Annotated in this window: 16 protein-coding genes and 1 tRNA gene; 15 read left to right on the top strand and 2 right to left on the bottom strand. The window is 55.7% G+C overall.

Translation table 11 applies throughout. From position 1 onward, the window contains the following. Positions 1–170: 170 nt before the first annotated feature. From I9182_RS02725 to I9182_RS02680, 10 genes are all read left to right on the top strand, one after another. A complete protein-coding gene (locus tag I9182_RS02725) occupies positions 171–629 on the top strand; it encodes an Rrf2 family transcriptional regulator (RefSeq protein WP_209596301.1) in 459 nt (152 codons plus the stop codon). A 51-nt stretch (positions 630–680) separates the two neighbouring features. After that, complete coding sequence (locus I9182_RS02720; protein ID WP_209596299.1) at positions 681–1,760, top strand: cysteine desulfurase family protein; 1,080 nt, start codon at positions 681–683, stop codon at positions 1,758–1,760. Between the two features lie 18 nt (positions 1,761–1,778). Further along, positions 1,779–3,299 (top strand): Fe-S cluster assembly protein SufB, encoded by a 1,521-nt coding sequence (gene sufB / locus I9182_RS02715; RefSeq protein ID WP_209503896.1) that lies wholly within the window; start codon positions 1,779–1,781, stop codon positions 3,297–3,299. Then, positions 3,299–3,502, top strand: a complete 204-nt coding sequence (locus I9182_RS02710; RefSeq protein WP_209503897.1) for a hypothetical protein — start codon at positions 3,299–3,301, stop codon at positions 3,500–3,502. The genes sufB and I9182_RS02710 overlap by 1 nt, the downstream gene beginning before the upstream one ends. Before the next feature lie 47 nt (positions 3,503–3,549). Further along, on the top strand, positions 3,550–4,305 hold the full coding sequence (gene sufC, locus I9182_RS02705; protein ID WP_209596297.1) for a Fe-S cluster assembly ATPase SufC: 756 nt from the start codon (positions 3,550–3,552) through the stop codon (positions 4,303–4,305). Further along, positions 4,305–5,585: a Fe-S cluster assembly protein SufD gene (sufD, locus tag I9182_RS02700; protein ID WP_209596296.1), complete on the top strand. Its 1,281-nt coding sequence runs from the start codon at positions 4,305–4,307 to the stop codon at positions 5,583–5,585. Before sufC ends, sufD begins: the two co-directional genes overlap by 1 nt. Further along, a complete protein-coding gene (locus I9182_RS02695; protein WP_209596716.1) occupies positions 5,585–6,070 on the top strand; it encodes a YIP1 family protein in 486 nt (161 codons plus the stop codon). Before sufD ends, I9182_RS02695 begins: the two co-directional genes overlap by 1 nt. Next, positions 6,067–6,633: a YIP1 family protein gene (locus tag I9182_RS02690; protein ID WP_209596294.1), complete on the top strand. Its 567-nt coding sequence runs from the start codon at positions 6,067–6,069 to the stop codon at positions 6,631–6,633. The genes I9182_RS02695 and I9182_RS02690 overlap by 4 nt, the downstream gene beginning before the upstream one ends. Before the next feature lie 13 nt (positions 6,634–6,646). Next, on the top strand, positions 6,647–7,867 hold the full coding sequence (locus I9182_RS02685; RefSeq protein ID WP_209596291.1) for a cysteine desulfurase: 1,221 nt from the start codon (positions 6,647–6,649) through the stop codon (positions 7,865–7,867). Positions 7,868–7,943: 76 nt separating this feature from the next. Further along, positions 7,944–8,020 (top strand) — tRNA-Arg (locus I9182_RS02680). Positions 8,021–8,296: 276 nt separating this feature from the next. Here I9182_RS02680 and I9182_RS02675 read toward each other — a convergent pair. Continuing rightward, positions 8,297–8,866 (bottom strand): DUF882 domain-containing protein, encoded by a 570-nt coding sequence (locus I9182_RS02675; RefSeq protein WP_209503903.1) that lies wholly within the window; start codon positions 8,864–8,866, stop codon positions 8,297–8,299. A gap of 353 nt (positions 8,867–9,219) precedes the next feature. Between I9182_RS02675 and I9182_RS02670 the strand changes: the two genes are divergently transcribed. The 4 genes from I9182_RS02670 to I9182_RS02655 are packed head-to-tail and all read left to right on the top strand — an operon-like array spanning position 9,220 to position 13,461. After that, complete coding sequence (locus tag I9182_RS02670) at positions 9,220–10,827, top strand: L,D-transpeptidase family protein (RefSeq protein ID WP_209596289.1); 1,608 nt, start codon at positions 9,220–9,222, stop codon at positions 10,825–10,827. A 34-nt stretch (positions 10,828–10,861) separates the two neighbouring features. Beyond that, on the top strand, positions 10,862–11,953 hold the full coding sequence (lpxD, locus tag I9182_RS02665; RefSeq protein WP_209503905.1) for a UDP-3-O-(3-hydroxymyristoyl)glucosamine N-acyltransferase: 1,092 nt from the start codon (positions 10,862–10,864) through the stop codon (positions 11,951–11,953). A 32-nt stretch (positions 11,954–11,985) separates the two neighbouring features. After that, a complete protein-coding gene (locus I9182_RS02660) occupies positions 11,986–12,243 on the top strand; it encodes an acyl carrier protein (RefSeq protein ID WP_209503906.1) in 258 nt (85 codons plus the stop codon). A gap of 9 nt (positions 12,244–12,252) precedes the next feature. Then, positions 12,253–13,461, top strand: a complete 1,209-nt coding sequence (locus I9182_RS02655; protein WP_209596287.1) for a beta-ketoacyl-[acyl-carrier-protein] synthase family protein — start codon at positions 12,253–12,255, stop codon at positions 13,459–13,461. A 48-nt stretch (positions 13,462–13,509) separates the two neighbouring features. Here I9182_RS02655 and I9182_RS02650 read toward each other — a convergent pair whose 3' ends face one another. After that, positions 13,510–14,088: an invasion associated locus B family protein gene (locus I9182_RS02650; RefSeq protein WP_209596285.1), complete on the bottom strand. Its 579-nt coding sequence runs from the start codon at positions 14,086–14,088 to the stop codon at positions 13,510–13,512. Between the two features lie 432 nt (positions 14,089–14,520). Between I9182_RS02650 and I9182_RS02645 the strand changes: the two genes are divergently transcribed. Then, a complete protein-coding gene (locus I9182_RS02645) occupies positions 14,521–16,068 on the top strand; it encodes a helicase HerA-like domain-containing protein (protein ID WP_209596283.1) in 1,548 nt (515 codons plus the stop codon). The last annotated feature ends 11 nt before the right edge of the window (positions 16,069–16,079 follow it).

Below are 16,079 nucleotides of genomic sequence, written 5' to 3'. Positions count from 1 at the left end.
GGTCCTGTCATTTTCGTGCGGGTATCCGGATATACTTGACTATAATCGTCGGACACCTTAGAACGGTTCTAATTACATTGCTTGGCGCAATCGCGCTGTCAGTCGGAGATACGCACTGGCAGCGTCGGCGTCAATGATTTCGCGCAGATCCGGCTAAAAGGGGGCAGGGAATGAAGCTTTCGACCAAAGGGCGTTACGCAATGGTCGCTTTGGCGGATATTGCGCTTCAGCCAACAGACCGGCTGGTAACCCTGGGCGAAATCTCGGAACGGCAGGACATTTCTCTGCCGTATCTTGAGCAGCTCTTCGTCAAGCTGCGTCGCGCGGAACTGGTTGCATCAGTCCGTGGGCCCGGTGGAGGGTATCGTCTTGCACGTCCCGCCTCCGAGATTCGCGTGGTCGAGGTTCTTGCGGCCGTGGATGAGACGGTTGATGCCCTGCAAAAAGGGGCCGGAGCATCCGGTGCGTCATCGGGCAGCAGGGCGCAATCCTTGACGAACCGCTTGTGGGAAAGCCTAAGCGCGCATGTTTATGTCTTTTTGCATCAGACGCGCCTGTCGGATGTGATCAGGAACGACCTTGCGCCTTGCCCGGCAGTTCCAAGCCTGTTTTCCGTCGTGGATGAATGAGCTGGGTAAGTCGAACATGCATATGAGTTCCGTGCGGGAAAAGATGTATCCATGAAACGTGTTTATCTGGATCATAACGCGACCACGCCGCTGCGACCCGAAGCACGCGAAGCGATGATCGCGGCGATGGATGTGGTCGGGAACCCGTCATCTGTTCATGCAGAAGGGCGTGCCGCAAAAGCGTTGGTTGAACGTGCGCGGGCGCAGGTCGCCGATGCCGTCGGTTGCCGTCCGCAAGAGGTCATATTTACCTCTGGCGCGACCGAAGCGGCGCGGGTTCTGCAAAACCGCCCCGAAGGCTGCGACGTCTTTGTCGACAGCACCGCCCACGATGCGCTATGGTCGCATTTCGACTTGACCCATTGCAGCGAGCATCCCTTTGGCCCTGGGCACATAATGGCGATGGGGCTTGCGAACTCCGAGACCGGAGTCATCACGAAGCCGCCACAGAAAGTCGAGAACCAGTGGCCCTATGGCGCGCGGCGCGCTGATTGGCTGTTGCTTGATATTACGCAGGTTGTCGGACGCATTCCGTTTTCTTTTGCCTGGAGCGGCGCAGATATGGCGATCCTGTCGGCGCACAAGATTGGCGGGCCAAAAGGTGTTGGCGCTTTGATCCTGCGGCAAGGTGTCGATATCGAACCTTTGGCCAGCGGCGGCGGTCAGGAGTTGGGGCGAAGATCCGGAACTGAAAATGTGGTGGGTATCGCCGGATTTGGCGCGGCTGCCGAAGCTGCTCAGCGCGATCTGGCTGATGGAGTATGGGAAAAAGTCAGAGAACTTAGAAATATTCTAGAAAACGCCCTTGAGGCTGGTTCAATATCTACTATTTTTGTCGGGAAAGATCAGGAGCGACTCCCGAATACCCTGTGTTTTGCGACGCCCGGCTGGAAAGGCGAAACGCAGGTGATGCAGATGGATTTGTCGGGCTTTGCCATCAGTGCGGGATCCGCCTGTTCCAGCGGCAAAGTTAAAACCAGTCGGGTTCTGACAGCAATGGGATTTGATGAGACGGTGGCGTCATGCGCAATCCGCGTATCGTTGGGGCCAGAGACGACTGAAGAAGATGTGCTGCGTTTCGCCGAAACGTGGCTTGAAAAAGAGAAAAAGCATCGCGCGCGGGCTGCGTGATCTGACGGAGGGTAAGTCATGGCCGCTTTGGACCAGACCCAGGTAAAAGAAGGTGTCGATCAGGAAACCGTGGACGCGGTTCGCGAGGTCGGCACATACAAATATGGCTGGGACACCGATATCGAGATGGAATACGCGCCCAAAGGCGTGAACCCGGATATCGTCCGTCTGATCTCGGGGAAAAACGATGAGCCTGAGTGGATGACCGAATGGCGTCTGGCCGCTTTCGAGCGTTGGACAAAAATGGAAGAGCCCAAATGGGCCATGGTTCACTATCCTCCAATCGATTTTCAGAACCAGTACTACTATGCCCGCCCCAAATCGATGGAAGAGAAGCCCAAATCTCTGGATGAGGTTGATCCAAAGCTGCTCGCCACTTACGAAAAGCTTGGTATCCCTCTGAAAGAACAGATGATTCTGGCGGGTGTTGAAGGTGCAGAGGATGCACCTGCCGAAGGCCGCAAGGTAGCGGTTGATGCAGTGTTTGACTCGGTTTCCGTGGGCACGACCTTTCAGGCCGAACTGAAAAAGGCAGGCGTGATCTTCTGCTCGATCTCTGAGGCGATCAAAGAGCATCCTGAGCTGGTCAAGAAGTACCTGGGAACCGTGGTTCCCGTATCGGACAATTTCTATGCAACGTTGAATTCAGCTGTATTCTCGGATGGCTCATTCGTCTACATCCCGCCGGGCGTTCGCTGCCCGATGGAACTAAGCACGTATTTCCGCATCAACGCCGAGAACACCGGTCAGTTCGAACGCACCCTGATCATTGCTGACAAGGGCTCGTACGTCTCATATCTGGAAGGCTGTACTGCACCCCAGCGTGACACGGCACAACTGCATGCTGCCGTGGTCGAGATCATCGTCGAAGAAGATGCCGAGGTGAAATACTCGACCGTTCAGAACTGGTTTCCGGGGGATGAAAACGGCAAGGGCGGTATCTATAACTTCGTGACCAAACGCGCCGACTGCCGGGGTGACCGGTCGAAGGTGATGTGGACGCAGGTGGAAACCGGATCGGCCGTGACATGGAAATACCCGTCCTGCATCCTGCGCGGCAATGAAAGCCAGGGTGAATTCTATTCGATCGCGATTGCCAACAATTATCAGCAGGCTGATACCGGCACAAAGATGATACATCTGGGCAAAAACACCAAGTCGCGCATCGTGTCCAAGGGCATCAGTGCGGGTAAGGCCCAGAACACCTATCGTGGGCTAGTGTCGATGCACCCAAAAGCCAAGGACAGCAGGAACTACACGCAGTGTGACAGTCTGCTGATCGGTGACAAGTGCGGCGCACATACGGTTCCCTATATCGAGGTCAGGAACAACTCGAGCCGCGTTGAGCACGAGGCGACGACGTCAAAAGTGGATGACGATCAGCTGTTCTACTGCCGTCAGCGCGGCATGGACGAGGAAGAAGCCGTGGCTCTGGTGGTCAACGGGTTCTGCAAAGACGTGCTTCAGGCGCTTCCGATGGAGTTTGCGATGGAAGCACAGCAGTTGGTGGCCATCTCACTTGAAGGTTCGGTTGGGTGATGACGCGGTCACCCGGAACCCGCATCCGAAAGGATAATGTGCTGACCTGGCTTGGGTACGCATTGCCGGTTCTGGGCGGTCTGCTTGGCGTGGCCTACGTCAACACCCATTACATGGAATTCATCAACCCGGTTTGGGCAGTAGGTGGCGGGGCGATCCTGGGTTGGATCATCGCCAGACTGATCCGCAGATTACTGGGCTAGAACAATACGGGGCCAAGGGCCCCTTGCGATACGCAAAAGGACAAAAAATGCTGGAAATCAAAAACCTGCACGTACAGCTTGAAGAAGAAGACAAACAGATCCTCAAAGGTGTAGACCTGACGGTCGAGGCTGGCAAGGTACACGCGATCATGGGGCCGAACGGGTCGGGCAAATCGACCCTCAGCTATGTTCTGTCGGGGCGCGACGGGTACGAAGTTACCGAAGGTTCGGCCACTCTGGACGGTCAGGACCTGCTGGAGATGGAACCGGAGGAACGCGCAGCAGCAGGTGTTTTCCTTGCCTTCCAATACCCGGTTGAAATCCCCGGAGTTGGCAACATGACGTTCCTGCGCACCGCAGTAAACGCGCAGCGCAAGGCCCGTGGAGAAGAGGAACTGTCTGCCGCAGACTTCCTGAAAGAAGTGCGTGCCAAGGCCAAGACGCTAAAGATCGACGCGGATATGCTTAAGCGCCCGGTCAATGTTGGTTTTTCGGGCGGTGAGAAAAAGCGTAACGAAATCCTGCAGATGGCCATGCTTGAACCCAAGATGTGCATCATGGACGAAACCGACTCGGGCCTTGATGTGGACGCGATGAAACTGGTGGCCGAAGGTGTGAATGCCCTGCGGGACGAAGGCCGTGGGTTTCTGGTGATCACGCATTATCAGCGCCTGCTGGATCACATCAAACCTGACGTCGTGCACATCATGGCCGATGGCCGCATTGTCAAAACCGGAGGCCCGGATCTGGCGCTTGAGGTTGAAAACAACGGTTATGCCGACATTCTGGCCGAGGTGAACTGATGGCTTTGCCGCAAGCGAAACAAACCGCAACCGAGGCGCGTCTGGCTGCGCTGACCATGCCCGACGCGGGCTGCACCCGTGGTGCACGCGAAGACGCTTTGGCGCGTGTTCTGGAATCCGGGCTGCCGGGGCGCCGGGATGAGTATTGGAAATACACCCAGCCCGACAGTCTGATTTCTGCCGAGGCTTTGCCTGCGGCGGTGTTTGTCAATGATGAACCGGTACTTTTCAACGACCTCGACCGTTTGAAAATAGTCTTTGTCGACGGGGTGTTCAGCGCCGAGGAATCCGATGAGCTGTCGCTGGACGGTGTCAAGATCGACCGGATTGAAGACATCTGCTGCAAAGACATTCATTGGGCAAAAGACCTGTATGGCGTTCTGGAAGCGCGTGGCCAGTCCCCGGTTCAGCGCCCGTTGGCTGCATTGAACACGGCCTTTGCGTCGGATGGAGTTGCCATTCACGTTACGGGCAAACCCTCTAAACCGATCAACCTGATCTATCGTCATGCCTCACCGACATCCGACGCGATCCTGCATCACGTTATTCGTGTGGAAAGCGGGGCCGAGGTGACAATTCTTGAATCCGGTCCGGCGGCGTCGCGTTTCAACAAATGCATGGAGATTGAAATCGCCGACAAGGGGACGCTGCATCATGTGCGGGCACAAGGCAGGGACCATGAACGTCGCGCCGCGACCCATATGTTCACGCGTTTGGGGGCAGAGTCGGTCTACAAGTCCTTCACCTTGACAGCGAATGGGGTGCTGACCCGTAACGAACAGGTCGTTGAACTGACCGGCGACAATGCTGTGGCGCATGTGGCCGGGGCCTGTGTTGGGGATGGTGATTTCCACCATGATGACACGGTGTTCATCACCCATGACGCGGTGAATTGCGAAAGCCGTCAGGTCTTTAAGAAAGTGCTGCGCAACGGTGCGACCGGAGTGTTTCAGGGCAAGATCCTTGTAAAGGAAGGGGCCCAGAAAACCGATGGGTACCAGATCAGCCAATCGCTGCTTTTGGATGATGATAGCCAGTTCCTCGCCAAACCCGAACTTGAGATCTACGCCGATGACGTGGCGTGTTCCCACGGCTCAACCTCGGGGGCGATTGACGAAACAGCGCTGTTCTATCTTCGGTCACGGGGTGTTCCGGTCAAGGACGCGACCAACATGTTGACGCTGGCATTCCTGGCAGAAGCAGTGGACGAGATCGAAGACAGCGCTTTGGCAGATGAAATCGTAAGCCGTCTGGAAGGGTGGCTGGCGCGCCGAAGCTGATGGCCCTTTCGTCGGATATCCTGGCAACATACCGGGGGCCGGGGCGCGTGGTGCGCAGGCTTTTGGATATGGGCCAACGAGAAGACCGGGCGCTGATCTTTGTCATGGCGTTTTGCGTGGTGGCATTCATCGCCCAGATGCCTGGCCTTGCGCGCAAAGCGCATCTGGAAGGCGTTGAACTGAACATGCTATTGGGTGGTGCTCTGCTTGGATCAGTGTTCATTCTGCCCTTGGTCTTTTACACGTTGGCACTGGTGTCTCATTGGGCGGCGCGCCTGTTTGGCGGGCAGGGAAGCGCTTATGGTGCGCGTCTGGCGCTGTTCTGGGCGCTGTTGTCCTCTGCACCGCTGGTTCTGCTGAACGGCCTTGTCGCCGGGTTTATCGGACCAGGGCCTACATTGACGTTTGTGGGTTTCGTCTGGGTTGCTGTTTTTGTTTGGTTCTGGGTATCCGGTCTCAGACAAGTGCAAAGGTCCGTCGCATGAATTCGAGTTTCCTGGGAAATCTGGCGGTCTTGACGATCAAGAACCCGGCCGAAGCGGCGCGACGGCTGATGGCGCTCAAGCTGGGGCGAGAAGTGCTTTGGCTGGCATTTGCGCTGGCGGTCGTTTTGAACTGCGCTGTCCAATTGGGAATAGATTTGTCGATAACAATGGCGGCGGGTCAACCCTCTCCGGCGCTCGAGAGTATTCCCATCGTTTTGGTGCGCTCGGCCGGGGCCATGATGCTGAGCATCGTCGCATTCCTGCTGGTCGGGCGATTGCTGGGAGGTCTGGCGAGGTTCGATGATCTGATGGTTTTGACGATCTGGCTGCAGTTCCTGCAAATAGCCGCGTTGGCGGTGACGCTGGTCTTGAGTCTGACCCTACCATTCCTGATGATGATGACATTGTTGGCGACAGCAATCCTGAGCCTTTACGTCACGCTTCATTTTCTGAATGAAGCGCATCAGTTCGGGTCTCTCTGGAAATCCTTTGCGGTAATTGTGTTGTCAGCTTTTGTCGCCATCCCTTTCGTTCTGTTTCTAAGCCCAACCGGGCCCGTCTAGGAATACCACTCTTATGTATGATGTGCAGAAAATCCGCTCTGACTTTCCGATCCTGTCGCGTCAGGTGAATGGCAAGCCCTTGACGTATCTCGACAATGGTGCTTCGGCTCAGAAGCCTCAGGTGGTCATTGACGCGGTGACGCGGGCATATGCCGAGGAGTATTCGAATGTCCATCGTGGCCTGCATTTCCTGTCCAACCTTGCGACAGAGAAATACGAGGCCGTTCGTGGAACGATCGCACGTTTTCTGGGGGCATCGAACGAGAATGAGATCGTCCTGAACTCTGGTACCACAGAAGGAATAAACCTGATCGCCTATGGCTGGGCTATGCCGCGACTTGAAGCGGGGGATGAGGTCGTTCTGAGTGTGATGGAGCATCATGCAAACATCGTGCCCTGGCATTTCCTGCGCGAACGGCAGGGTGTCGTGCTGAAATGGGTCGATGTCGACGCAGAGGGCGGGCTGGACCCGCAGGCGGTAATCGATGCAATCGGACCGAAAACCAGGCTGGTTGCTGTGACACACTGCTCGAACGTGCTGGGTACGGTTGTGGATGTGAAGGCCATAACTGATGGTGCCCGCGCCAAGGGCGTCCCGGTTCTGGTTGATGGCAGTCAGGGTGCCGTTCACATGCCGGTAAATGTCGAAGAGATCGGGTGCGATTTCTACGCGATCACTGGCCACAAGCTTTATGGTCCGTCGGGGTCGGGTGCGATTTTCATCAAATCCGAACGCATGGCCGAAATGCGCCCCTTTATCGGTGGCGGCGACATGATCAAAGAGGTCAGTAAGGATCAGGTCATCTACAATGACCCGCCAATGAAGTTCGAGGCCGGCACGCCGGGGATCGTTCAGACCATCGGCCTTGGCGTAGCGCTAGAGTATATGATGGACCTGGGGATGGAAAACATCGCTGCCCATGAATCCAGCTTGTGCGATTACGCGATGCAACGTCTGACAGGGCTGAACTGGTTGCAGGTTCAGGGCACTCGCAAGGACAAGGCCGCGATTTTCAGCTTTACGCTGGACGGTGCTGGCCATGCACACGACGTCTCAACCATTCTCGACAAGAAGGGTGTTGCGGTTCGTGCCGGTCACCACTGTGCCGGGCCACTGATGGACCACCTGGGGGTGACGGCAACGTGCCGCGCCAGCTTTGGTCTCTATAACACTACCGATGAAGTTGATACGCTGATCGAAGCGCTTGAATTGGCGCATGATCTGTTTGCCTGATTTTGGCTTGATTGGGGTGCGGCAATCGCGATTTGCAGTTGCACCCGGATTGGAACAAGGTTAGCTAACGGCCAAGGCACCTGTAGCTCAGCTGGATAGAGCGCTGCCCTCCGAAGGCAGAGGCCAGAGGTTCGAATCCTCTCAGGTGCGCCACCCAATATTCAAAGTTGGATCGAAGTCGGGAGCCCAGAACGGTAGGCTTGTGAATTAGCTCGCTTTGCGCGTTGATCGTGCAGTCATCACAACGGCCCGCAAGCTAATAACCATAGCTGAGTTGTAGTGCTTGAGAGAGGGATACCCTGCCAGGTACCGAGAAATTCAAATTAGCAGACTTGGCGACTCTGCCGCCAATCGCCACGAAAACGATAAAACCGACCGGAATATACAGTCAGCTAAAGTTCTGAACAAACCGGGAGGAGTGTCCAGGTGTTACCCGCGCCAGGTGCGAACCACGCCGCAATCCATGTGTACGAAGTTCGATCCGTAATATTGACCAACACCACCTGCACGGCACGACATCGCCGCCTTGGCCATCTGCGAAACCGAGCGGGAGGCAAGGCGCAAATCAGCTGCTTGCCCTTCCATGTGAAGCGAATTGCGCGCCACACGGCGGGACCGGGAGCGGAGCATTGCATTGGTCTGAGGAGAGCGGTAGCCAGACAACAGCATATAGGGTTCGTTGACATCCAGCAGGCTGTGTGATGCCGCCATGATATCAATAGTGCGTAAATCGATTGATTTTACCTGATCTGTGCGCCAATCACGCATGAAGTTGTTCACTTCTTTGACAGCGTCCTTGATATACTTACCATCAACCCAATAAATCATATCCAACCGTTCGCCTGTGCGACCGGAATACATACGGATGCGACGGATGTCACCGCCACCGCGTAAAAAGCCCGCTGCGTTGGAGTAGGTTGGTGCTGCTGCGATTGCCGTTGCTGCAAACGCACCCAATAGGGCACGTCGGGTCAAGCCCGAGGAACTGCTCTCTGTCATTTTGGTTTCGTCCCGTACTGTTCCTGCCTGCACACGATGTTACGTGCACTGTCTTAATTATTCCCATCCCAGATGCGGAATTTATGGCACAATCGGAATCGAGGGCCAAGAAGTGTTTCATTTTCACCTTTTCAAGGGGGAGTTTTCGGCAGTTTTTTGCGCATTTGTCACAGAGCATTACAAATATTTCGCAGTTGTGGGCTTTGGGCCGCGTAGCCGATGCAAACGCGCATCAGGCCGACGAAGATGCGATTTGGTAAGGATATCGTGAGTGGACAAGCGTTCTGGCAAGACTGCATAGTTATTCGGCGTATAAATCACCAGTTCAAACTATTGAATTCCAAGGCTATCCTATGCTTTCTGTTCTCCGAACCAGTACCAGTATCCTGTTTGCCGCGTATTTCGTGGCCACCGCGTCTGTCGCCAATACGACGTCCGAAGCAGCGCCAGGAACTGCGTTTCAGATGGCCATCGCTGAACATACTCTGCAGGCACCGCAACTGGTTGAGTTCTACCGGGCAAACGGGTTCTCACCGCTTTGGGTCGGCGATACGCCTGAACACGCTCAACGCCGGGCGACGTTGATCAAGGCGCTTAAGGATGGGCATCTGCACGGTCTGCCACAGGCCGAGCCGATTATCGCCGCCGTGATGGAGAAGATGGAAAAGGCCCGTTCGGTGCGTGATCTCGGAACAGTTGAAGCCGAACTGAGCCGTATCTTTGTCGAATATGCCGACGCGCTTTATGCGGGCGTAATCCGGCCCGGCAGCGTGGATGATGGGCTGGTTCGGTCCGTAGAACGACGCAGCCCTGTAGAGCATTTGCAAGGAATAAGCACCCAGGGCGCGGCCTACTTTACAGCCTTGGCGCCGCAATCACATCAATACCGTGCGTTGATGAAGCAGAAGCTGTCCTTGGAAAAGCTGGTGTTTCAGGGGGGATGGGGGCCAACAGTTCCCGAAAGCAAACTGGAATACGGCGACACGGGACCAAATGTTATCAAGCTGCGCGATCGCCTAGTGGTAATGGGTTACATGAAACCTTCCGCCAGCCCGACTTTCGATAACGCATTGCTTGAGGGCGTTCGTGCCTTTCAAACCGCGCATGGGCTTGAACCCGATGGTGTGGCGGGTAAAGGGACGATTGCCGAGATGAACCGTCCAGCGACAGACCGGTTGAAAGCCGTTTACGTGGCGTTGGAACGTGAGCGGTGGCTGCCTCGGGAACGTGGCACGCGTCAAATTCTTGTGAACCAAGCCGATTTCACGGCGAAGATCGTGGATGACGGGCAAGTCACCTTTGAAACCCGTGCGGTTATCGGTAAAAATGTGCATGATCGCAGAAGTCCGGAGTTTTCGGATGAGATGGAGCATATGGTAATCAACCCCAGCTGGTATGTTCCCCGCTCGATTATAACCAAGGAATACCTGCCGAAACTGCAATCAAACCCAAATGCTGTTGGCCATATCCAGATAACAGATAGAAGCGGCAGGCAGGTCAATCGGGGTGCGGTAGACTTTACCCAGTTCACGACCAGCAATTTTCCCTTCGCGATGCGCCAACCGCCCAGCAAAAGCAATGCGTTGGGTCTGGTGAAGTTCATGTTCCCCAATAAGCACAACATCTATCTGCATGATACTCCACAGAAAAACCTGTTCTCGCGCGAAGTTCGGGCCTTTTCACATGGGTGTATCCGCTTGGCCCAGCCCTTTGAATTTGCTTACGCGCTTCTGGCCAAACAGGAGGAAGATCCAAAGGCATTCTTCCATCGCGTTCTGAACACCGGAAAAGAGACCAAAGTCAATTTGGAACAGAAAGTTCCGGTGCATCTGATTTATCGAACGGCCTATATCGGGCCCAAAGGCGAAGTACAGTACCGCCGAGATGTTTATGGACGGGACGGCAAGATTTGGGATGCCCTTCAAAAAGCAGGGGTGGCCCTGCCGGACGTTCAGGGGTAAGCACAGGGCAAATCCTGCCAAAAGGAAGCCCGCCATGCAGTTTACCGTACAACAGATCGCCGAGTCTCTGGGTGCTGAATGTCAGGGCGATGGCGGCCTGACGATTGTGCGCGCCGCCGAACCGGGCGATGCAGGCCCGACAGATCTGGCGATGGCTATGTCTCCGAAATACGCCGAGGCGCTTACCAACGGAGCCGCTCGTGCGGCCGTCCTTTGGGAAGGGGCCGATTGGCAGGCGATGGGATTGCGTGCTGCGATCTTTGTCAAACGTCCACGTATGGCGATGGCTGGCATTACTTCCATGCTGGACCGGGGGCAGGGGGTCGAGCCGGGGATACACCCTTCGGCCGTGATCGATCCAACAGCTGAAATCAGTCCTGACGTCGCGATTGGACCGTTGGTTGTTGTGGGCGCGCGCGCCCGGATCGGCGCAGGCTCTGTCATAGGGGCACATTGCGCGGTGGGAATGGATGCCATATTGGGCGACCAGGCGGTGTTGCGCGAAATGGTCAGCATTGGCGCACGGGCGCAGATCGGAGATCGTTTTATCGCGCAACCCGGTGCCCGGATCGGAGGGGACGGGTTCAGCTTCGTAACACCCGAAGTCTCGGGCGTCGAAAATGTACGCAAGACAATGGGCGATCAGGGTGAGGCCAAAGCGCAGAGCTGGCTGCGCATTCATTCGCTGGGTGCGGTGGAAATCGGTGATGACGTCGAAGTCGGTGCGAATTGCACAGTCGATAATGGCACGATCCGAAATACGTATATTGGCCACGGTTCGAAGTTGGATAATCTGGTCCATGTCGGGCACAACACCCGAGTCGGTCAGGACTGCCTGTTGTGCGGTCAGACTGGTGTGTCGGGTTCGGTTGAGATCGGAAACAACGTGGTTCTGGGCGGTCAGACCGGCGTTGTCGACAACATTTTCATCGGGGACGGGGTTATTGCCGGAGGCGGCACCAAGATACTTTCCAATGTACCCGCTGGTCGCGTGATCATGGGGTATCCCGGCGTCAAAATGGAAACGCATACAGATATTTACAAGGTGCAACGGCGCTTGCCCCGTATCGCCCGCGACGTCGAGGCATTGAAAAAGGCTGTTTTCAAACAGAACCCGAGCGATTAAATCAACCTCAAACTGATAATCAGGGGATCGACATGAGCATCAGCGACCGCGTCATCGCGATCATTGCAGAGCAGGCCGTTCTGGAGCCATCGGATGTAACGCCCGAAAGCACGCTGGAAGATCTGGGAATCGACAGCCTCGGGCTGGTCGAAAGCATATTTGCCATCGAGGAAGAGTTTGACATTTCGGTTCCTTTCAATGCCAACGAGCCTGAGGCCAATGATTTTGATATCTCCAATGTGGCCGCGATCATCTCTGGGATCGAAAAACTCGTTTCGGAAAAGGTCTGACAAACGCTCATGAAACGCGTTGTCATTACCGGAGCGGGTACGATCAATTCGCTGGGGCATTCGGTCCCTGATACACTGGAAGCCATGCGCGAAGGTCGTTGTGGTATTTCGGAGCTTGAATTCCGGGATGTCGATCGGTTGGCCATCAAGATCGGCGGACAGGTCCGGGGATTCGAGGCGGAGGGACGGTTCAACCGACAGCAGATGTCGCTGTACGACCGTTTCACCCAATTCACCCTGACAGCAGCCAAAGAGGCGATTGAACAGTCGGGCATCGAATTTCACGGCGAACTGGCGGCCAGATCAGGTGTCGTTCTGGGGACCGCGGGCGGTGGTGTTTCGACCTGGGATGACAATTACCGTTCCGTCTATGAGGATGGGAAGAATAGGGTACACCCCTTTGTCGTTCCAAAGCTCATGAACAATGCGGCCGCCAGCCATGTTTCCATGGAACACAACCTAAAAGGCCCCAGTTTCACGGTGTCGACAGCATGTGCGTCATCAAACCATGCGATGGCGCAGGCCTTTCAGATTGTGCGCAGCGGCGCGGCGCCGGTCATGGTTACGGGTGGGTCCGAATCCATGTTGTGTTTCGGCGGCGTAAAAGCCTGGGAAGGGTTGCGCGTGATGTCGAAAGACGCGTGCCGTCCGTTCAGTGCCAACCGCAACGGAATGGTGCAGGGCGAAGGAGCTGGTGTCTTTGTCTTTGAGGAATACGAACACGCCCGGGCCCGAGGCGCCGAATTACTATGCGAGGTTGCCGGCTTTGCCATGTCATCGGATGCCTCGGACATTGTGATGCCCAGCAAACAAGGTGCCGCGCGGGCTATGGCTGGTGCCTTAGCCGATGCGAAACTGAACGCAAAAGATGTGGGCTATATCAACGCACATGGAACCGGAACGGCTGCAAATGACAAAACTGAGTGCGCTGCGGTGGCCGACGTGTTTGGGCCGTACGCAGACGATCTGATGATATCGTCCACGAAGTCCATGCACGGCCACCTAATTGGTGGGACCGGAGCTGTTGAGCTGCTGGCCTGCATCATGGCATTGCGGGACGGTGTCATTGCACCGACGATCGGATATGAGGAAGCAGACCCGGAATGCGCGTTGGACGTCGTACCGAACGAATCGCGCGAGGCAAAGGTCGACGTCGCGCTTAGCAACGCATTCGCCTTTGGTGGGTTGAATGCCGTACTGGCCTTGAAGCGGATTTAGTGAAGAAGCCGCCGTTGATAAGGCGGCGGCTTTCACGGAATTAATTTCTTAGTTCGTGTTGACGTTCAGAGCGTCAAAGCCCGATGTGAAGCCGGAGAGCGACATGTCCATTTCAAGAACCTGATCCGGGAAACGGGCGGGAACCAGCGAAAACGTCGCCTTGGTACCAGCTTTCATCGCGTCAATATCGCCTTGGCTGAGACCCAGTTGCGCAATACAGCCCACCGGAACGCAGTGATGGTAGTTGTACAGCTTACGCGGCGCGCCATCGATTGACAGGGCTAGTTGTGCTTGCAGCAGTGTTTCCAGGGGTACGATGACGTTTGCCCAGGCAACAGCGGCACCACCTTCCGGCAGTTTTCCGATCGATACTTCTGCTATCGGATCACCATTGTTGCCTTCAAGAACCTGAACGATGGCACAAGGATCGTCACCTTCCTGTGCCTTGATACAGGAAACGTCCCAATCTCCGAATTCTTCCTTTACGAATTGTTCACCGGCCCGAGGTCCTTCTTGACCAAGGTCGAGGCCAGCTTCAGGCGCGGTTGTGGATGTGTCCTGTGCATACACCGCACCGGACAGAAGTACGGCGGCGATCGTGTTGAACGAGAGGATTTTCTTGATCATGAATGCCTCGGGTTGATGATTGATCTTTTTGCTTCGTTTAACACTCTTCTGAACCAGTGTCAGGCACTAACAGAGCAGCCTTTGTGAACGTGAACGGATTCTTGCCTGAAGGCTGAAGCTGCACCTTCGGATATTAGAAAAAGGGAGCTGTTCGACCAGCTCCCTTCCCCATAAGTTTCTCCCCGTCGGACTGGCCGACTTATTTATGCGCAAACCCTACGGAAGGGGCGCACACGGGTCAACAGCTATCCTCAATTTTTAACCTATGCGCCAAAATAATAATCTAGGGGCCGAACCAAAAGGGCCGTGCCAGCAGGCACGGCCAGTCGACAGGGAGGAAGTTTGCCCCGCAACGCAAGGCAAATAGACTATCGCAGTCAAAGGTTAACTTTGTATGCTGGCGGCGGATCGGTGAACAATAAGGCAATGTTAATGGGCACGAATATCTTTTTGGGCGGTGGCGGTGAAAACTATGCTGAGCCGCAGGAACTTACGTTGAAATATGCGAACCGCCATGGATTGATTGCCGGGGCAACTGGTACCGGCAAGACCGTGACATTGCAGATTCTTGCAGAAGGTTTTTCTCAGGCGGGTGTCCCGGTATTCCTCTCGGATGTGAAAGGGGACCTGTCTGGGCTGGCCCTTCCCGGAAGCGAGACCCACAAACTGAATCAGGCCTTTCAGGAACGGGCCAGTCGGATCGGGTTCGAGGATTTTGCCTATTCTGCCTGCCCGGTGACGTTCTGGGATCTGTTCGGTGAACAGGGCCATCCGGTGCGTACGACAGTGACGGAAATGGGCCCGCTGTTGCTGTCACGGTTACTGGAGTTGAGCGAGGCGCAGGAAGGTATCCTGAATATCGCATTCCGCGTAGCCGACGAAGAAGGGATGCCGCTGCTGGACCTCAAGGACTTACAGGCGCTGCTGATATGGATCGGAGAGAATCGGGAGCAACTGTCATTGCGATACGGCAACGTATCCACGTCCTCGATTGGGGCGATTCAGCGACGTCTGCTGGTCCTCGAGAATCAGGGTGGTACAAAGCTGTTTGGCGAGCCTGCACTGGATCTGGCCGATCTGATGCGAACTGACGAAAACGGGCAGGGGATGGTGAACATACTGGCGTCCGACCAGCTGATGGCCGCCCCACGGCTTTATGCAACGTTCCTGTTGTGGTTGATGAGCGAACTGTTCGAAGAGCTGCCAGAGGTTGGGGACCCAGAAATACCAAAGCTGGTGTTCTTTTTTGACGAGGCCCATCTGCTGTTTGACGATGCGCCTAAGGTTCTGGTGGACAAGGTTGAACAGGTCGCCCGCCTGATCCGTTCAAAGGGTGTGGGGGTATATTTCATCACTCAGAGCCCTGCTGATATCCCGGAAGATATTCTTGGACAGCTGGGCAACCGTATACAGCACGCACTAAGGGCATTCACGGCGCGGGACCGAAAGAACCTGAGGCTGGCCGCTGAAACCTATCGCGAAAACTCGACTTTCGACACGGAAACGGCAATTCGCGAAGTCGGCGTTGGCGAAGCGGTCACTTCAATGTTGCAAAAGAAAGGTGTTCCGGGCGTGGTCGAGCGTACGCTTATTCGTCCACCGGGATCTCAGCTGGGGCCAATTTCAGATGCCGAACGCCGGGATATCCTTGCCGCCTCGGCGATGGCAGGGAAATACGATAAGAGCGTAGATCGAAAATCTGCCTTCGAGATTCTTCGGGCGCGAGCCCAAGCTGCGGCCAGTGCAGCGGAACGGGCGGAATCCGACGAAGTTCTTGAAGCGCAATCGCCGATCGAACGCGAATACTCTTCCGCCCGCAGATATTCCGGCAGCCGGGTCGGTCGGTCCTCATCCCGAGTTGAGCGCAAGCAGGACACCTTCGCCACGGCAATGTCCGAAGCAGTGATCAAAGAGCTTAAGGGCACAACCGGGCGCCGGATTGTGCGCGGAATCCTTGGCGGTTTGTTTCGCAACAGGTAAGAACGCAGCGC

This window comes from Ruegeria sp. HKCCSP351 (genome assembly GCF_017872535.1).
Taxonomy (GTDB): Bacteria; Pseudomonadota; Alphaproteobacteria; order Rhodobacterales; family Rhodobacteraceae; genus Ruegeria.
The sequence above is the reverse complement of the archived record's forward strand: the minus strand, read 5'-3'. Positions and strand labels throughout refer to the sequence as shown.